Annotated in this window: 15 protein-coding genes and 3 pseudogenes; 9 read left to right on the top strand and 9 right to left on the bottom strand. The window is 61.4% G+C overall.

The features are described 5' to 3' along the window. The 6 genes from NF876_RS14030 to NF876_RS14055 all read left to right on the top strand — a co-directional run. On the top strand, window positions 1-379 hold a 379-nt coding region (locus NF876_RS14030), incomplete at its 5' end, for a group II intron maturase-specific domain-containing protein (RefSeq protein WP_315975036.1). Between the two features lie 45 nt (window positions 380-424). After that, window positions 425-1,684, top strand: coding sequence for a sensor histidine kinase (locus tag NF876_RS14035; protein ID WP_262269416.1), 1,260 nt, complete (start codon window positions 425-427; stop codon window positions 1,682-1,684). After that, on the top strand, window positions 1,681-2,046 hold the full coding sequence (locus NF876_RS14040) for a response regulator (protein WP_315975037.1): 366 nt from the start codon (window positions 1,681-1,683) through the stop codon (window positions 2,044-2,046). Before NF876_RS14035 ends, NF876_RS14040 begins: the two co-directional genes overlap by 4 nt. A 15-nt stretch (window positions 2,047-2,061) precedes the next feature. Next, a complete protein-coding gene (locus tag NF876_RS14045; protein ID WP_262269417.1) occupies window positions 2,062-3,240 on the top strand; it encodes an adenylate/guanylate cyclase domain-containing protein in 1,179 nt (392 codons plus the stop codon). 171 nt (window positions 3,241-3,411) lie between these two features. Next, the gene (locus NF876_RS14050) at window positions 3,412-4,419 is read left to right on the top strand and encodes an ABC transporter substrate-binding protein (RefSeq protein ID WP_262269418.1); all 1,008 of its coding nucleotides are present in this window, start codon (window positions 3,412-3,414) and stop codon (window positions 4,417-4,419) included. A gap of 203 nt (window positions 4,420-4,622) precedes the next feature. Continuing rightward, window positions 4,623-5,645, top strand: a complete 1,023-nt coding sequence (locus NF876_RS14055; protein ID WP_262269419.1) for an ABC transporter substrate-binding protein — start codon at window positions 4,623-4,625, stop codon at window positions 5,643-5,645. Between the two features lie 54 nt (window positions 5,646-5,699). On the opposite strand, the pseudogene NF876_RS14060 reads toward NF876_RS14055, so the two are convergent. Further along, window positions 5,700-6,668, bottom strand: a pseudogene (locus NF876_RS14060) (IS5 family transposase). A gap of 457 nt (window positions 6,669-7,125) precedes the next feature. Here NF876_RS14060 and NF876_RS14065 point away from each other — a divergent pair. The 3 genes and pseudogenes from NF876_RS14065 to NF876_RS14075 all read left to right on the top strand — a co-directional run. After that, window positions 7,126-7,929: a twin-arginine translocation signal domain-containing protein gene (locus NF876_RS14065; RefSeq protein ID WP_262269420.1), complete on the top strand. Its 804-nt coding sequence runs from the start codon at window positions 7,126-7,128 to the stop codon at window positions 7,927-7,929. A 212-nt stretch (window positions 7,930-8,141) separates the two neighbouring features. After that, a complete protein-coding gene (locus NF876_RS14070) occupies window positions 8,142-9,137 on the top strand; it encodes an ABC transporter substrate-binding protein (RefSeq protein ID WP_262269421.1) in 996 nt (331 codons plus the stop codon). A gap of 147 nt (window positions 9,138-9,284) precedes the next feature. Further along, window positions 9,285-9,989, top strand: a pseudogene (locus NF876_RS14075) (IS3 family transposase); the annotation flags it as partial. A 19-nt stretch (window positions 9,990-10,008) separates the two neighbouring features. On the opposite strand, the pseudogene NF876_RS14080 reads toward NF876_RS14075, so the two are convergent. The 8 genes and pseudogenes from NF876_RS14080 to NF876_RS14115 form a co-directional block, all read right to left on the bottom strand. Beyond that, window positions 10,009-10,203 (bottom strand): annotated as a pseudogene (locus NF876_RS14080) (DDE-type integrase/transposase/recombinase); the annotation flags it as partial. Between the two features lie 36 nt (window positions 10,204-10,239). Further along, window positions 10,240-11,274 carry an IS630 family transposase gene (locus NF876_RS14085; RefSeq protein ID WP_262269422.1) on the bottom strand — a complete coding sequence of 345 codons (1,035 nt, stop codon included), beginning with the start codon at window positions 11,272-11,274 and terminating at the stop codon, window positions 10,240-10,242. A gap of 309 nt (window positions 11,275-11,583) precedes the next feature. Continuing rightward, window positions 11,584-11,991, bottom strand: a complete 408-nt coding sequence (locus tag NF876_RS14090; RefSeq protein WP_262269423.1) for a hypothetical protein — start codon at window positions 11,989-11,991, stop codon at window positions 11,584-11,586. Window positions 11,992-12,223: 232 nt separating this feature from the next. Next, complete coding sequence (locus tag NF876_RS14095; RefSeq protein WP_262269424.1) at window positions 12,224-12,568, bottom strand: hypothetical protein; 345 nt, start codon at window positions 12,566-12,568, stop codon at window positions 12,224-12,226. Between the two features lie 36 nt (window positions 12,569-12,604). Next, entirely contained in the window at window positions 12,605-15,010 is a 2,406-nt protein-coding gene (locus tag NF876_RS14100) for a putative bifunctional diguanylate cyclase/phosphodiesterase (protein WP_262269425.1), read from the bottom strand. Between the two features lie 89 nt (window positions 15,011-15,099). Next, complete coding sequence (locus NF876_RS14105; protein ID WP_262269426.1) at window positions 15,100-15,750, bottom strand: glutathione S-transferase family protein; 651 nt, start codon at window positions 15,748-15,750, stop codon at window positions 15,100-15,102. After that, the gene (locus NF876_RS14110) at window positions 15,747-16,472 is read right to left on the bottom strand and encodes a peroxiredoxin-like family protein (RefSeq protein ID WP_262269427.1); all 726 of its coding nucleotides are present in this window, start codon (window positions 16,470-16,472) and stop codon (window positions 15,747-15,749) included. Before NF876_RS14110 ends, NF876_RS14105 begins: the two co-directional genes overlap by 4 nt. A 152-nt stretch (window positions 16,473-16,624) precedes the next feature. Further along, complete coding sequence (locus NF876_RS14115; RefSeq protein ID WP_262269428.1) at window positions 16,625-17,029, bottom strand: baeRF12 domain-containing protein; 405 nt, start codon at window positions 17,027-17,029, stop codon at window positions 16,625-16,627. Window positions 17,030-17,037 lie beyond the last annotated feature (8 nt).

A 17,037-nucleotide genomic window follows, 5' to 3' on the forward strand; every position in this document is an offset into this window, starting at 1 on the left:
GTTCGGGCCTCACTATTACAAGGCGAACGGCCGACGGTATCTGGGCGCGAGCCCGTCCAAGAAGAGCGTGCAACGGCTCAAGACGAAGGTCGCCAACCTGCTGACGCCCGGCCACACTGGACCATGGGAAGAAGTGCGCGACACGCTGAACAGGTCCCTGTGCGGCTGGTCGAACTACTTCGCCTATGGAACATCTCGTCCGGCCTTTCGCGGGATGGACCAGTACGTCACTGAGCGCGTGCGTGCCTTCCTCGCCCGACGGCATAAGGTGCATGGGCGCGGCACCCGACAGTTCACCTACGACGTGATCCATGGTGAACGCGGTGTGCTGGCTCTGGAACGCTTGCCCCGACCTGCCTCGCCGTGGGCCTTGCGATGAAGCTGGTCGGAGAGCCGGATGCGGTAGCGCCGCACGTCCGGTTCGATGAGCGGGGATGGGAAACGGGGCGTTGCCGCATGGTCCAAGCTACCGCGCCCATCCTCGACTCTACCCCTTGACCTGACCCAGGTCCTCGATCTGGTCTCAAGCAGGGCGATGCTGCTAGGGCAAGCGGATGCCTGCGGGCTCTTCCGTTATGATAGAACGAACCGCGCCTTCGTTCTATGGCGGGCGAGCGGCCTTGACCAAGTCTTTTCGGAGCGGATCCGCCACATTCGGATTCTCGAGGTTGAGACGGTCATGGGGAGTGCAATCCGGCAGCATGTCCCTGTCGCTGTCAGTGATATCATGGAACTGCCGAACTGGCCGCTGCGCGATGCCGCTGTCGAGGCCGGTATCCGGAGCGTTCTTGTCGTTCCGCTCGTCCGGGCGGAACGGGTCTTCGGGACGCTCGTGCTGATGCGGCGGGAGCAAGCGGAGTTTCCCAGGCGAACCGTGGACCTGATGCAGACCTTCGCGAACCAGTCGGTGCTCGCCATCCAGAACGCGCGGCTGTTCCGCGAAATCGAGGACAAGAGCCATCAGCTCGAGATTGCCAGCCAGCACAAGTCGCAGTTCCTGGCCAACATGAGCCACGAACTGCGCACTCCTCTGAATGCGGTCCTCGGCTATACGGAGATGCTGCTCGACGGCGTCTATGGGGGTGTCACTGGTGAGGCCCATGAGATCCTGGAGTACGTTCAGGCAAACGGCCAGCACCTGCTGGCGCTCATCAACGACGTGCTCGACCTGTCGAAGATTGAGGCCGGGCAGCTTGCGCTTGTGCTTGATGAGTATGCCGTTCAGGGGGTCATTGAGGCCGTGGTCTCCGTCGCTCAGCCGCTCGCTCAGGCCAAGGGCCTCGATGTGCAGGTCAATATCGCGGAGGATCTCCCGCTTGGGCGGGGTGATGAACGGCGGCTCACCCAGGCCCTCCTCAACCTCGTCGGAAACGCCATCAAGTTCACTGACGCCGGCTGGGTCACTATTGCCGCAACGGCGATCGGTGACCTGCTGGAGCTGGCCGTGACCGACACAGGTCCAGGCATCGCTCCGGCCGACCAGGAGCGGATCTTCGATGCCTTCCAGCAGGTTGACAATTCCTCAACCCGGCAAAAGGGCGGTACCGGTTTGGGGCTCGCGATCTCACGGCACATCGTTCAGATGCATGGCGGGACGATCTCTGTCGAATCCACCCCGGGGCAGGGTTCCACCTTCCGGATCAGAATCCCGCTTCAGGCGGGCGAAGTCATGGAGGCGGCATGATGAAGCGCATCCTGGTGGTGGAGGACACCTGGCACAACCGCAAGATGCTGCGCGATCTGCTCACGCGGGCAGGCTTCGATGTGCTGGAGGCAGTCAATGGCGAGGAGGGTATAGCCCAAGCTGAGCAACACCGGCCCGACCTGATCCTAATGGATATCCAATTGCCGCTGGTGGATGGTTATGACGCCACTCGGCGCATCAAGAGCAACCCGGCCCTGCACGACATTCCGATCATCGCTGTCACCTCCTATGCCCTCGCGGGCGACGAGGCGAAGACGCGTGAGGCCGGCTGCGACGGCTATGTCGCCAAGCCGTTCAGTCCGCGCAAGCTGCTGGCGAAGGTTCAGGAGTATCTCGCATGAAGTGGACACACGGCCATGCGTGACGTGCCTCTCATTCTCGCGGTCGACGACACGCCGCAGAACCTCGACCTGATGACGCGCCGGCTCCGGAGCCAAGGTTACGAAGTTGCGACGGCCGTCGACGGGGAGGAGGCGCTCACCCGGGTCGCGGAGCTTGAACCCGATCTGGTTCTCCTGGACATCATGATGCCCAGGCTCGACGGGATTGAGACCGTCCGCCGACTCAAGGCTGATGCCGCCCACCGGCACATCCCGGTCATTCTGGTCACCGCCAAGTCGGACCCACGGGACGTGGTGGATGGCCTCGACGCTGGTGGCGACGATTACCTGACCAAACCGATTGACCATGCCGCGTTGCTGGCGCGGGTCCGGTCTATGCTCCGGATCAAGGCGCTGCACGACACTGTCCAAGATCAGGCCCGAGAACTGGCTGCCTGGAACCAGCGTCTCGAGCAGCGCGTCACTGAGCAGGTTGAGCAGATCGGGCGAATGGAGCGCCTGCGCCGGTTCCTGCCGCCTCAAGTGGCGGATCTTGTGGTCGCAGGGCGGGGAGGCACGGATCCCCTGGAGAGTCACCGGCGCGACGTCACGGTCGTATTCGGGGATCTGCGTGGCTTTACGGGCTTTGCCGAGACGGCTGAGCCAGAGGAAGTGATAACCGTTCTCCGGGAGTATCACACTGCGATCGGGCAGCTCGTGCTGCAGTTCGAGGGGACCCTGGAGCGCTTTGTCGGCGACGGCGTGCTGGTGCTGTTCAACGATCCGCTGCCACAACAGGATCATGCCGAGCGTGCGGTGAGGCTGGCACTCCATATGCGCGAGCGCATTCGTGCCCTGGCCGAGGGCTGGCGGAAGCGAGGGCATAACCTTGGCTTCGGCGTTGGCGTAGCCCGAGGATACGCGACGTTGGGCAGTGTCGGCTTCGAGCATCGGCAGGAATACTCGGTCATCGGCACGGTTCCCAACCTCGCAAGCCGGCTATGCGGCGAGGCGAAGCCGGGCCAAATCCTGCTAAGTCAGAAGGTTCTCTCTTCTGTTCACGGCAAGATCGACGTCAGTCCGGTTGGCGATCTGACGCTGAAGGGGTTCCGCAAGCCGGTCCCAGCCTTTGAGCTTGTTTCATGGCGTGGTCCATGTGGCGAGCCGATATCCGCGGCAACGGGTCAAGAAGCCGAGCAAGGAGACGTGCTTTGAGGGAACCAAAGCGACTTCGCTCCCGGCTCAAATATACGCTGTCATTGAGAAATATACCTCCAAATCGCGGACCATTGTCGTCGAAGGAGAAAGCTAGCGCACTGCGGCAGGTTCCTGTCCAAACAGAAGGTTTGCTCTGGCCGATCCAAGATCAACAGGAGGAGGCGCTCCATGGATACGATTCAGACACGCCGTAACATACTGGCCGGCCTTACCGCAATGGGACTTGCTCCTTTGTTCGGTCACCGGGAGGCTCTTGCCGAAGAGGCACCGCTTGAGACGATCTCTGTCCGCTTCGCGCGTACTCCGGGAATCTGTCTGGCACCGCAATATGTGGCCGAAGACTTGATCCGTGCTGACGGACTCTCGGATTTCCGCTATGTGGACACACCAGGCGGCCTGTCCTCGACAACGCTGCTGGCGCGGGGCGAGGTGGACTTCAGCGTTGAGTTCAGCATCGCCCTTGCCATTCTAATTGACCGGGGAGAACCCATTAAGGTGCTCAGCGGCACGCATGTGGGCTGCTACGAGTTGTTTGTTCATGAGGGCATCAACAGTGTTCTCGACCTGAAGGGAAGAAGTGTTGGTGTGGGAAACTCCTTGGGATCAGATCCGCACCTCTTCGTGAGTGCGATGGCGACCCATGTCGGGCTTGACCCCCTCAAGGACATTCGTTGGGTGACTAGCGATGTCGAGCCTATGGAGCTGTTCACACAGCACAAGGTTGATGCCTTCCTTGCGTTTCCACCCGAGCCCCAGGAACTGCGTACCCGCAAGCTTGGCCATGTCATCGTCAATAGCATCCAGGACCGTCCCTGGTCGCAGTATTACTGCTGCATGCTGGCGACCAATGCATCTTATGCCGCGAGATATCCGGGAGCCACCAAGAGGGTGGTCCGCGCTATGCTCAAGGCCAATGATCTATGCGTCTCGGATCCGGAGGGTGTGGCCAAGCTTTTGGTCAACGACGGGTATACCCCGCGCTATACCTCAGCACTCCAGTCGCTGAGGGAAATTCCCTATGCTAAATGGCGAGAGATCGATCCGGAGGACACGATCCGGTTCTTCTCGTTGCGCCTCCGTGAAGGGGGAATGATCAAGTCGAGCCCACAGAAGATCATCGCCAGCGGCACCGATTGGCGCTTTCTCAATGAGATCAAGCGTGAGTTGAAGACATGAGCGAGTGGTCTTTGCACTCCAGTGCCGGAGTGTCTCCGGACGGTTCTTCTGACGCACCGAGCCGCCATTGAGGCTCGTGCCAGATGTAAGTCTGGTAAGCGTCGGACTGACAGGAGGCGAGAAGGATCTTTGTCTGCCAAGCGGTTCGACAGGTATCGCTTTGCAGCCTGTAATACAGGCCAGCAGTTGGAAGGGAGGTTCCCATGCATACCCTATACGCTGGACCATTCAGCCGCCGGAGGTTCCTGCGTGGGATAACGCTGGCGGGGACAGCGGGGCTCCTGGGCTGGCACCCCGGGCAAGCGGCTGCCGAACCACCACCGGAGACGACGCGGATCCGGCTCGTCCGGATCCCCAGCATCTGCCAAGCCCCCCAATATGTAGCCGAAGAACTGCTACGCAGCGAAGGGTTCACCGAGGTGCATTTCCTGCAAAAAGAAGGGACCGCAGATATCGAGGCGGCCCTTGCCTCCGGTGAAGCCGACCTCAATGGGCATTTCGCCGCCCCGCTCCTTCTGCGCTTAGAGGTCGGGGATCCCATCGTCATCCTGGCAGGACTCCACGTCGGCTGCTTTGAGCTGTTCGGGACCGATCGCGTCCAGACGATCCGTGACCTCAAGGGGAAGACCGTGGCCGTGCCGACGCTAGATTCCAGCCGATACGTCTTTCTCGCTAGTATAGCTGCCTACGTGGGCCTAGACATCCGTCAGGACATACAACTCGTCACGCATCCGGGGCCCGAGTCCATCCGGCTCCTAAAGGAGGGGAAGATCGATGCTTACCTGGGATTTCCCCCCGAACCGCAGGAGATGCGGGAGCAGCGGATCGGCCATGTGGTGATTAGCAGCACCGTGAACCGGCCCTGGTCGCAATACTTCTGCTGCATGCTGGCCGGAAATCGGGAGTTCGTCCGCACGTCTCCGGTGGCCACCAAACGCGCCCTCCGTGCTATCTTGAAAGCGGCGGATTTCTGCGCCAGTGAGCCCGAGCAGTCCGCGCAGTTCATGGTGGATCAGGGCTATACTCAGCGCTATGACCATGCCCTCCAGGTCATGAAGGCGCTCCCCTATGGTCAGTGGCGTGAGTATAGCGCTGAGGACACTCTGCGCTTTTACGCCCTGCGCCTCCACGAGGTCGGGATGCTCAAGAGCACCCCCCAGAAGCTCCTGGCCCAGGGCACCGACTGGCGCTTCTTCAACGAACTACGGAAGGAGTTGAAGGGATAGAGCGTGTTGCATGGATCGGTTGGTGAGCACACGGAGCCCACTCCATGCCTTTGCTTAGGCGATGCGGACGGACTTCGGGCGTCCGAACCCGAGCATTCGCTTCAAGGCCTGAACTGCGACAGCGACCTCGGTCGCATGACGTCAGTCGGTCCGCAAACACAGCGCATCTCCAATCACTCGTTTAAACCGACTGATAGCGGCTTCCACCAGGGCGCGACGCGTGTACCCGGACCGCTTCTGCCAACCCCTGCGTCCATGCTGCGCGATCCTTTGGAGATGCCGGTCGCGCTGAGTCCGCCCGGTCTCCGGCGCATCGCTCGGCACCGCCGTTGATCGGGGCGGAACGATCACGTCAGCCTCAGGATCCCGCCTGGCAACGGTGCGGTAGATGCTGGCCTGATCGTAGGCTCCGTCAACGACGCGAGACGCGAGTGGAACTGTGATCTGGTCAAGCAAGGGCTCAACCCGCCAGCCATCCTCGCCATCGCGGGCGGTCAGCTCCGAGGCGAGGATCTGTCCGGCCTCAGGGTCGGCGCCAATGTGCAGCTTGCGCCAGGATCGTCGTCTGAGGGTGTCATGCTTCTCAGTCAGCCACTCGCCGGGCCCACACAGCCGCAGCCCAGTGCTGTCGACCAGCTGGTGAACCGGCCCTCCGAAGCGCGAACATGGCCTCGGCACCTCGAGGGTTTCGGCTCGACGGCTCAGAGTTGAGTGACCCGGCACAGTCAGATCGAGGCCCAACAGCCGAAGGATCGAACCAATCAAACCCTCCGTCTGGCGTAACGCCAACCGGAACCCTGCCCGCAGCATCAACGCCGTCCTGATCGCCAGGGCCGAATAATGCGGCTGACCGCCTCGTGTCGTGCGCGGCTCAGCCCGCCAAGCGGCGATGGCTTCCTCGGTGAACTACACCGTGAGGCTTCCCCGCTGGCGCAGAGCCCCATCGTACTCGGCCCAATTCGTCACCCGGTGCCGCTGCTTCGGAGTATGGTGACGGCGAGCGGCATTGTCTTTGAATGGCACGGTAGAAATCTTTGGTCAGAAGTCGAATAGACCTCTACGCTACCCAATCCCGGTTACCAACTCGCTTATCCATGCAACAAGGCACATCACCGTCAATGAGGCTGCGCAACTGCTGCGGATCCCCCGCCGGCAGGTCTTCCGTCTCCTCAATGCCTACCGCAGGCGATTTCTCTCCCGTGTAATTTTCATAATCCAGATGTGTCTCAGCACACATCCCGGACAGGCTCGCAGTTCCCTACGAAAGCGAAGAGGCGTCTAATGATAGTGGTCGCTCCCCCGCGGGAGTGGACTTCCCGACGCTGCAGAGTGGGTAGCGTCGCCCCGCCGATAGCCTTCTCACCCCAAGAGCGATTTGACGCTCTGGTTGGTTGCCCGTCTATCTGGGGAATACCGGATAGAAGCCTGAAAAGGGAAAATCGCGGGTCCCAGAGCGGTACCTGCGAGGGGGGAGATCTCCATGGCTGACCACCCCACCATTTCGACTAACTCCGATCTGGAATCGCCGGCCCTGCCCACCACCGCGGTCACACGCCGCTCGCTGCTCGGCGGGGCGGGTATCGCAGCTGGCGCCGCCGTGCTTGCGTCTCCGTCGAGCATGCCCGGGATCGCCTCGGCCGCGGCGCAGCCTGTGAGCGCGGACCCACGACCGCTCGACGCGGCGTTCAAGCGCCGCGCCTTCGAAGCCCGAGCGGTCTGCGCGGGCAACAACGAGAAAGTTCCCATCGCGCCCCACCCGACCAATGGCGATGAGGCGCGCTACCCGAACAAGATCGGTTCCGATTCACGGGGCCTGCCGCACGACAGACGCGGCGAAGTAGAGCAAGTGGCATGGCAGGCGCTCTTTACCGCTTGCCAATCGGGCGATCCCGCTGATTTCGAGAAAATCCCGCTCGGCGGCACTCGCAAACTGGTCAACCTCATAGGTACACAGCCCCTTAGTCTCAGCGGCATAACTCCTACTCAGATTGGGATACCGCCGGCACCAGCCCTTACCACTGCGGAGCGCGGCGGCGAGGCGGTCGAGGTCTATTGGCAATCCCTGCTTCGTGATGTTCCGCTACAAGCTTGCCGATTTCCGGGGGCCGAAGTCTGGTGGGCGGGTCACGTCCGAGTTCCAGAACGGCCCAGCTTCACGCCTGCAAAACTGAATTTCACGCTTGGGCTGTCCATCGGTGCAGCCATGCAAGCGGATGCAACACTGTGCATTCTACGCCAGCTCCGCAGCAATCGGGTCGTCGTAGGGAGGAGCGGTTACGTGTAACCCGCGGCAGCGGAGTGAAACGCAGCCATGATCCGAATGAGCGGCGCGCAAACCAGACGATGGGTCCTCGCTGCCAGCCCAGATAGGGCGTATAATTGTCTTCATCGTTGGTGGGGATCGATCGCGCGGAGCGACTGGAGAACACAAGACTCCCGCTCCACATGGCGCGCTTACGTTCTTTGCTCGTTTTTCAATTCAGGAGGGCCGATCCGATGCAGATCATTCAAGATCGCCGCACTTTCCTAGCTGGCCTAACGGCTGCTGGCACTGCAGGCCTTATCGGCACCTCGGCACCAGCTTGGGCTGAGCCGCCCCCGGAAACGACCACCATCCGCCTCCCCGCAATCCCTGCCGCGTGCCAGGCGCCACTATACCTCGCCAAAGATCTGCTTCTTGGAGAAGGCTTTGCCGAAGTCCGCTATGTGCCAACACCGATTATCTCAGCGGGCATGGTGGCGAATGGCGAGATCGACGTCAGCCTTGAGGCCTGCGTTGACTTTCTCCCGCTTGTCGATGTCGGCAGACCCTTGACGATACTATCCGGGGTTCACGTGGGATGCATGGAACTGCGTGCCAAGGACAGCATCAAGAGCATCGGGGACTTGCGAGGAACACGGGTGGGAGTCTCCGCCATCGGCGCAGCAGATCATCTGCTGGTGAGCGCGATGGCCTCTTATGTTGGAGTCGACCCCGGAGTGGACATCAAATGGGTGACAAATTCGTCGGTGAGCCAGGCCGACCTCTTCACCGCCGGTGAGATCGATGCCTTCATCGGCGCCCCGCCTGAGCCCTCGCAGCCGTGCATGCGCAACGTCGGGCACGTCGTCGTCAATACTGCCGATGATCGCCCCTGGTCTAACTATTTCTGCTGCATGGTGACCGCCAACGCCGATTTTGTGAGCAGGAACCCGGTCGCGACCAAGCGTATGTTGCGTGCTATCTTGAAAGCGACTGACATCTGCCACACGCAACCAGAGATGGCGGTGCGACGGATGGCCGATGTCGGCTTCTCACCCGAGTGTGCGCTGACGATCCTGAAGGACGCACGCTACGGCTTGTGGCGAGAGTATAACCCGGAAGACACTGTGCGTTTCTTCACCCTGCGGCTGTCTGAAGTGAGAATGATCAAAAAGACGCCAAAAGACGTTATCTCGAAATTTACCGACTGGCGCTTCCTCGACGAGCTAAGGCGGGAGATGAAAACATGAACGGATGGCAATTGATTGGTCGCTACGTCAGGAGGCTCAGGGCATACTTACGGCCCGCAGGGCGAAGGAGGTACGGGTTGGAGCAAGAGCTTCCTCTGCCCTACAGTTTCCTGAGACACCCTGTAAGCGGACGGGATCCGCAGAAGGGTGATGACGATGACAGAGACGATGAAGGATGCGGCTGGTCCGGGCCGCGGTGGGCGCATGTCGCGCCAGCGCAAACGCGAGGCGGTTCTGCGGCTGCTGCGCGGTGAGGATCTGGACACGGTCTCCCGCTCCCTGGGCGTGACGGCCGCCACGCTGAGCGGCTGGCGCGATGCTTTCCTGGCGGCCGGCGAGGTCAGTCTCGCCACCCGGCCGGCCACCGGCGAGGCACTGGAGAGCGAGCGGCTCAAGGCCCGGCTCGGCGAGATGCTGCTGGAACGGGAACTGCTGGAGGCCAAGATCAGCCTGCTGGAGAGCGGCCGCCCTTTAGCCCAGAGGAGGTCGAGGCGATGAGCCGGGCCCTCTCGCCGAGCAGCGGCCGGCCTTATGGCCTGGCCCGTGTCTGCCGGATGGACCGCGGCGAGCGTCTACCGCCATCGCAACCCGCAGACGGACCGGCCGCGCCGCGGTCCGGTCGGACCGCTGTTCGATCCAGTGCTCACCACTGAGATCCGCGCCGTCCTGGCCGCCAGTCCGTTCCATGGCGAGGGTCATCGGAAGGTCTGGACGCGCCTGCGCCTGAAGGGCATCCGCACCTCACTGCGCCGGGTGTTGCGGCTGATGCGCGAGCACGATCTGCTGGCGCCATCCCGGACAGGCTCACCCAGCGGGGTTCCGTCGCGAATCCGGAGTAGGGACGCCACAATAGCAGGTCTTCGTTATGCGCTCATGCAGCGAGCCCCTCGAATTGCTCGGCGAGTGACAGCCGCTGATTGCAGGCATATTTCGCCTGCTGATTGCGCATCATATGGATCAGCTCGATACCGCCCAGGATCACGCGGGCGCTGGCAACGGATTTGAAGCCGAGCATGGGTTGCAAACGGCGTTTGATGGCGCGGTGATCCTGTTCGATGCAATTGTTATCGGGCATGATTGATCCGGCTTGGGTGATCTTGAACTACGCGGCATAGCGGAAGGATGGATGCCCAAAGTAGCTCCGGATCTGGTCGGGCAACTTGGCGAGCCGGCGCATGTGGCTGATGACGATGCGCTTGAGTTCGGGCTTGCTGCGGGCGGGCGGCTTGCGGGTTACGGCTTGCTTCAGGTCGGCGTTCAGGCCCTCGTCCGGGTTCAACTCAGGGCTATAGGAGGGCAGGGAGAAGACCTCGATCTGCTCTTGGTGCCCGGCCAACCAGTCCTGCACCGCCCGGGCCCGATGGACCGGCAGGTTGTCCCAGATCAGGAACACCTTGCCGCTAGCCTCCTGGATAAGCCGCGCGAGAAAGCGGATCAGGCTCGGGGCTTTGATGGCGCCATCGAGCACCATCCAGCGCAACTCGCCCTTGTTGGTCAAGGCCGAGATTATGCCCAGCCCCGCGCGCCTGTGGCTGGGGCGCACCACCGGTGTGCGGCCGCGTGGAGCGAAGCTGCGGCCGCGCACATCGTCGGAGCGCAAGCCGGTCTCATCTCCCCAGAAGATCGTGCCCTTCTCGGCTCTGGCTTGCGCCACGATGGCCGGATACTCCAGCCGCAGCCAGCGCCGCACCGCCTTCGGTGACTGCTCGTAGGCCCGTCGGAGCGGCTTCTGGGCCGTGAAGCCCCAGCGCGCCAGATAGGTGCCGATGGTGCGCACCGCCAACCGGACCCCACAGGACTGCTCGATGAGTTCCCGCACTGCTGCCCGGCTCCACAGGGCGAAGGGCAGACCGAGTTGGTCGGGCGTGTGCCGGCTGATCAGAGCGCGCACCTGCGCTTCCTGCTCGGCCTCGAGAAACCGTCCCGTGCCAGGAGCCGGCCCCCGCGTCCCGCTGACCAACCCCGCCCGGCCCTGCTCGGCGAAGCGGCGGCAGATGTCGAAGACGCCGGTCCGGGTCAGGCCGACCTGCGCGGCAATGGCCTCATAGGTCAGACCGCTCTCGCGCAGGCCGATCACCTGCCGCCGACGCTCCTCTTGCGCGGCTGCGGGCAGCTTGCGCATGTCTACATGTTTCATCCCGACAAACTGGATCGCTCGGCCGCAGATTTCAAGATCACCCGAGCCGGATCAATAAGTCGGAGGAGGCGTGTTCACACTGAATCCGACGCTGACTGAGCGTCATGTGAGATTGCAGGTTGGCGCAGATTCCGGCGGCTCGTCAGGATGTCGAGCATGCTTCCACGAAACTCCGCAATGCTATGGTGCGAAAGCGTCGGGTCTATTTCACACTAGATTTCCCCTACGCATCCCTCTCTCCACCGGTGGCAGAATGCCAGGTCCACCGCCACAATCCTACTTTCCTCGACCAGGGATTGAAAACCCATTTCAGCTCCGAATGACGTCGGGCCAGTCGTAGCCACCGTCTGGCCTGTAGCCGAGGTCAGGATAACGCTGGATGATCCGCTCAAGAGCATCCCGCCCTATAAGGAACAGCCCGGTCCCTGCACCTCGGACCCAGATGAGGCCTTCGATGATCCGGGGGAGCTTGCTCGACCCCTCCGCAGCCGAAGGATCATAGAGGTTGACGGTAGACTCAGGCAGCATTCGCTTTATGTGTGCCATGTCGCGTGGGACGAAGCCGATGGGTTTGCGATTTCGAAAACCTTTTTTCGGACATCCGGCGCAGGTCACCGGATCGTTTAACTTCAGTAGCCGAAGCACCCTGGATGGGGAGAACTGAATGTCCGGGTCAACGAAGAGCAGACGCGTGAATGACTTGTTGGACAGGAACATCGCGGCTGCCGCGTTTCCCACTCGCTGAATCAATGCTTTGCCAAGCGGAAAGCGCGAAGCAGCCTATTCGATACGAGCGCATCTCGGCCATCGGCTTATAGAGCGTCTAGCCGTTGAGGTATGAAAACGGTGGTCATACGATGAGACGAACACGGTAATGTTGGGTTCTCTCATTGTCACTAAACCTGCACCTACCGTCCTGGACGGGCGCAAACCTCTCCTGCGTCAGCCCTTACATGATTTGATTGCGCGTGGCTTCGAGGATCATCTCGACTGCCCTGCCGAGTTCGTCTTCGTCAAATGCAAAGCAACCGCAGCTGTCGATCGTCGAGCCACTGGTATGAGAGTAAATCTCAAGCCAGAACGGCGGCTGACCCAAGGCAACGGCCTCCGGCTCCATTTCAGTCAGACGGACGTCAATTGGTCCGATGTGTCCCACCACGACAGTGACGCGAAAAGCGCTGGCCCGCCGCGGCCGGTATACGAGCCGAACATAGGCGCGGATTAGTAGTTGCTCAATCTGGTCCGGAGTGTCCCAGTTCAGTTGATCCGTACTGGTAGAGCCTCGCTCGAACATTTCGTTCCCCATGCTTTGACAAAATGCCTGCCGCACTCAGCGATCTGGCGCGTAACTCGAGGGCCAGGTGACCCGCCCGCCCGTCCGCCAGTTCGCCCCGCATGACCAGGCTCGAATGAGCTGCGGCACGTCCTCGCCGGCCACAGGCCGGCCGAAGAAATAACCCTGTCCGAATTCGCAACCCTGCTCCCAAAGAAGTGAGGCTTGGGCCAGTGTCTCAATCCCTTCTGCGACCACCTGAATTCCAAGCTTGTGGCTAAGGTTCAGAACTGCTCTCACAATCGCCGCATCGCCTGCGTTACTCTCCATTTCGCTCACAAATGAGCGGTCGATTTTGACCACGTCGACCGGAAATCGCTTCAGATGAGCCAGTGAGGCGTAGCCGGTGCCGAAATCGTCAAGTGCGATCGTGACGCCGGCGACACTAAGCGTGCGCAGTGCCTGTTCGATTGTCTCCGCATTGTGGTTGAGGAGCACACCTTCGGTCACCTCCACCTCAAGGCAACTCGGCGACACCCCAGCTTGGTGGAGCAGATCTAGAACACGTTCTGCATAGCCATTGCGGCGGAATTCGACGGCCGAGGCATTGACCGCGATCCGGCCCAGGTCGAGCCCAGCCTCCCGCCAGCCACGTATATCGCTGATCACCCGGGAGAGCATGCGCTCGCCGAGCATCACGCCGAGTTCAGGATCATCGAAAGCAGGGGCGAGTGCATCGGGAGGTTGAATGCCCAAGCCAGGATGATGCCAGCGCAGGAGCGCCTCAAAGCCGGCCAAGCCGCCCGAGGCCAGTGCCATCTTTGGTTGGTAAAATGGCGCAATCCTATCAAGCGCCAGTGCGCTACGGGCGAGTTCCAGCGCGGAGGCCAATCCCTGCGCCTCCTCACGCATGATAGGCCGGAACATCATGAACGTGCTGCGTCCTGCTACCTTTGCATTGTATAGCGCCAGATTGGCCTGCTTCAGAAGCTCTTCCGCGGTGGCATTATGCTGTGCGGAGACTGCGCCTCCGATGCTGGTGCTGCACTCCCGCACCCTGGTGTTGAGCCGAAGCGTTTCCTTTATCCGCGTTTGAAGCGATCCAGCTATCCTTGTGACATCATCCTCGGCTCCAATGTCTTGCAACACGACGGCGAACTCGTCGCCGCCCAAGCGCGCAACCGTATCTGTTGTCCGCACCAGGCGCGTCAGCTTTGCGCCAAACACTTTTAGGAATTCGTCACCAGCTTCGTGACCATACCTTTCGTTGATCTGCGTGAAATCGTGGAGATCGATGACCAACAGGCCGGCGCCGCGCCCAGTCGTTCGGGCCTGGTCGAGCGCTTGCTGCAAGCGCTCCTGGAGGAGCCTGCGGTTGGGTAGGCCGGTCAAGTCATCGTGATACGCCGCCCAGCGCAGACGTTCCTCTGCAAGTTTTCTGTCATGGATATCTTCAAGCGTACCGTACCAGCGAATGATCGAGCCATCCTCTCTGAGCCGGGCCGCAGCCCGGGCGCGGAACCAACGGTAGTTCTGATCGATCAGGCGCACCCTGTACTCGGAGTCGAACGGTTCTCCGCTTGATACCGAATCCAGCCATCGCTGCTGAGTAGGTGCCACGTCATCGGGGTGCAAGATCCCGGCCCATCCGTTCTCCAAGACTTCGTCAACGGGGGTTCCGGTTACCTCGCAGATCCGGGGTGAAACCATGATAAGGCTGCCTCGGGCGTTAGCCGTCCAAGGGATCTCCGGGTTCAACTCCACGGAGTAACGGTAGTGTTCCTCACTCTCACGCAGCGCCTGTTCCGCCCGTCGGTGATCGGCCTCAACGCGTTCCTTGGCCATAGACAGGAAGGTGAAGGCGAGCGCAGGGGCATACACCACCAGAAACAGCGCCATTTCGGCAGACCACCGACTGCCCGGAACGTCATTCCAGAAGATTGAGACCAGCGGCAGTCCAAATAGTCCCCGAAAGATATTCACGGCAGCAAGGCTCGGCAGAAGGATGATGGCCATACGCTGCGAGGCCAGAGGCTGAGGAGCATGCCTCCAGAGCTCCCAGCCCGAAAGCGCAGCGTATGACGCAGAGATCACTGACGGGAGTAGAAGCCTGGCACAGCACGTTCCGTCGATGAACGGGAAAGCAATGATCCAACTCGCAGGGCCGATGAGGCTTGCTGGAACTCCACCCCGGCGACCATTAAAGTTCCTGCAGCCGGCATACAGTAGGCCGTAGCCGAAGGTCACGACAGCATTGGCGATGAGCAAGCTGGGAGTGCCTGCTGCCCCATGCCCGAGGTTCGCCATGCCGATCCCAATCGGAAGCAGACAAAAGGTGGCTCCCCACCATGCCAGTGCCTGAACCTTGCGGTTCTGGATCCAAGCGAGGAACAGCAACACACCAAGTACGGCTGAGAGCAGAACAAAGGTGGCGGCTAACGTATGAGCATCAAGGATTGTCATGGAGTAGGCGACCGGCTCTAGGCGACATAGGGACAAGTGCCTTCCACGGAGAATTTGCCAAACAAGCGCGACACGGAACGTGCTTGGCGCTAGGAGATTGGCTTGGCCCTGCCGATTACGATCTTCGGCGCTCTCAGCCCTCGCTGGACCGCCGGTCGGCTATTGATATCGCCGAGCCATCGATCGAGCGCTGGCGTGGCGCCGAGCGCGTCGCGGGAATTGCTCCTGATCGTCGGCATGGCGAAGTTCACCCACGTGAATGCCCCGACGTCGGCGATGGAGTACTCGTCGGCCAAGTACGCCGCCTCCCCGAGCCTACGCTCCAAGACGTGTACCAACCTGACAGCCTCGCCGAGGAAACGGTGGGCGGCGGGCGATGACCCATCCTCAGCCGAGATGAAGTGCATGAGCTGGCCAAAGGTGGGCCCCACGCCGCTCATCGCCCAGAAGAGCCATGACATCGCTTGCTCGCGGCGGCCGCCGGCATCCGGCAGCAGCATGCCGGCCGCGAGGTACACCAGAATCGCGCCGGACTCGAAGACCGTCTTTGCGCCACCCACGCTGTTGTGATCGATGACCGCTGGGATTTTTCCGTTAGGCGAGACGGAGAGAAACTGCGGTGCGCGCTGCTCGCCAGAACCGAGGTTTACAAGGTGGACCGAGTACGGGACGCCCACCTCCTCAAGCATTATCGAAGGCTTCGTCCCGTTGGGGGTGGGCCAAGTGAACAATTCAATCATCGCTGCGTATTTCTGGTGCTGTGGTGCTGGATTTCTGGCGTAGTCACTTCCAGCGGCGAAGCGGTGCGCAGGTTGTGCAGGTGATCCAACACGGGTAAAACGTTACGCGGTGGGTAGCGGCCGAACTGGCCGGGGTTAATCTCGGAGTAGGCGATGACTCCTGCCCTATCGACGATAAAGCGGGCCGGGATCGTAAGCGTCCAGCTCTCATCGCCATTGAGACGTGGAAGGTCGATGCCGCTGTTCCTAAGGATGTCGCGCAGGACTTCCGGAATGCACCAGCGCACACCGAACAGCTGGGCGATCCGGCCGCCGCGGTCCGAGAGAATCGGAAAGCCCAGCTTCAATTGCGCGTGGGTTTTCGCATTCTCGGCGACCGCCTGTAGCGAGATGCTCACGACAGACGCCCTCAGCGCCTCGACCGACGGCCGGAGGGATTCGAACGCCCGTAAGTCCCGGTCGCACGCCGGGCACCACACACCAGTGTAGAAGGTAAGGAGCAGTGGGCCGTTCCTGAGCAGCGTTTCCGACGTGACCTCGACGCCGCGCTGGTCCCGCAGTCGAAAGGACGGCGCCCGGTTGCCCGCCTTAAGCGCGCGCTCGGCCTGTCGTGTCGCGATCAGGTATTCGGTTGCGCTTCGCATCGCACGGGCAGCGTCGCGTCTGCTTGGCTTCGTCCCTAGAGGGGAAACCGTCGCAGCTTTGTTCTCGCTCTTCGTCATGCCCGGTCTTTCCCCCCAGTCCCGGTGGTCAGTGACCCCGTACAATTATGATTCAAGTTGGTCGAAAGCAGTAGTTGTCGTCGGTAACTATGAGTTATTTGCGGAGGTTATGACTGACGGGGTGTACGGCGGCAGCCTTTTCCAGAGGTGCCTTAAGAGTCGGCGATCAGTGAGGCGATGTCCGCGAGCGGACGCCGGCTAAAGTCCTTCGCGAGTTCGCGGATGATCTTGCCTTTGAGGTCGCGGTGGAAGTGCTTGCGCATCTCCCCCAAGGTTCTGGGATCGGAGACAATGACCAGGTGTTCGATGGCTCCATCCAGGCTGAGCTTGTTAAGGAACGCGGCCGTCGCTGCTGCGAAGTCGTCCTCGGCGAGCCGCCGGCCATCAGGGTTGGCAGAGCCGGTGTGATGGCGCGCACCCGAGCCTGAGCGGGTGACCGCAGGTGGTGCCGACGTGATCTCGACCAAGTGCACTCCATGTTTTACGCCCGTATTGTGGAACAGCCGAACCGTCTCGCCGTCTGCGACTGCTACTGTCGTACCAATAGGTAGAATCATCGAAAGAC

The organism is Microvirga yunnanensis, from assembly GCF_025460875.1.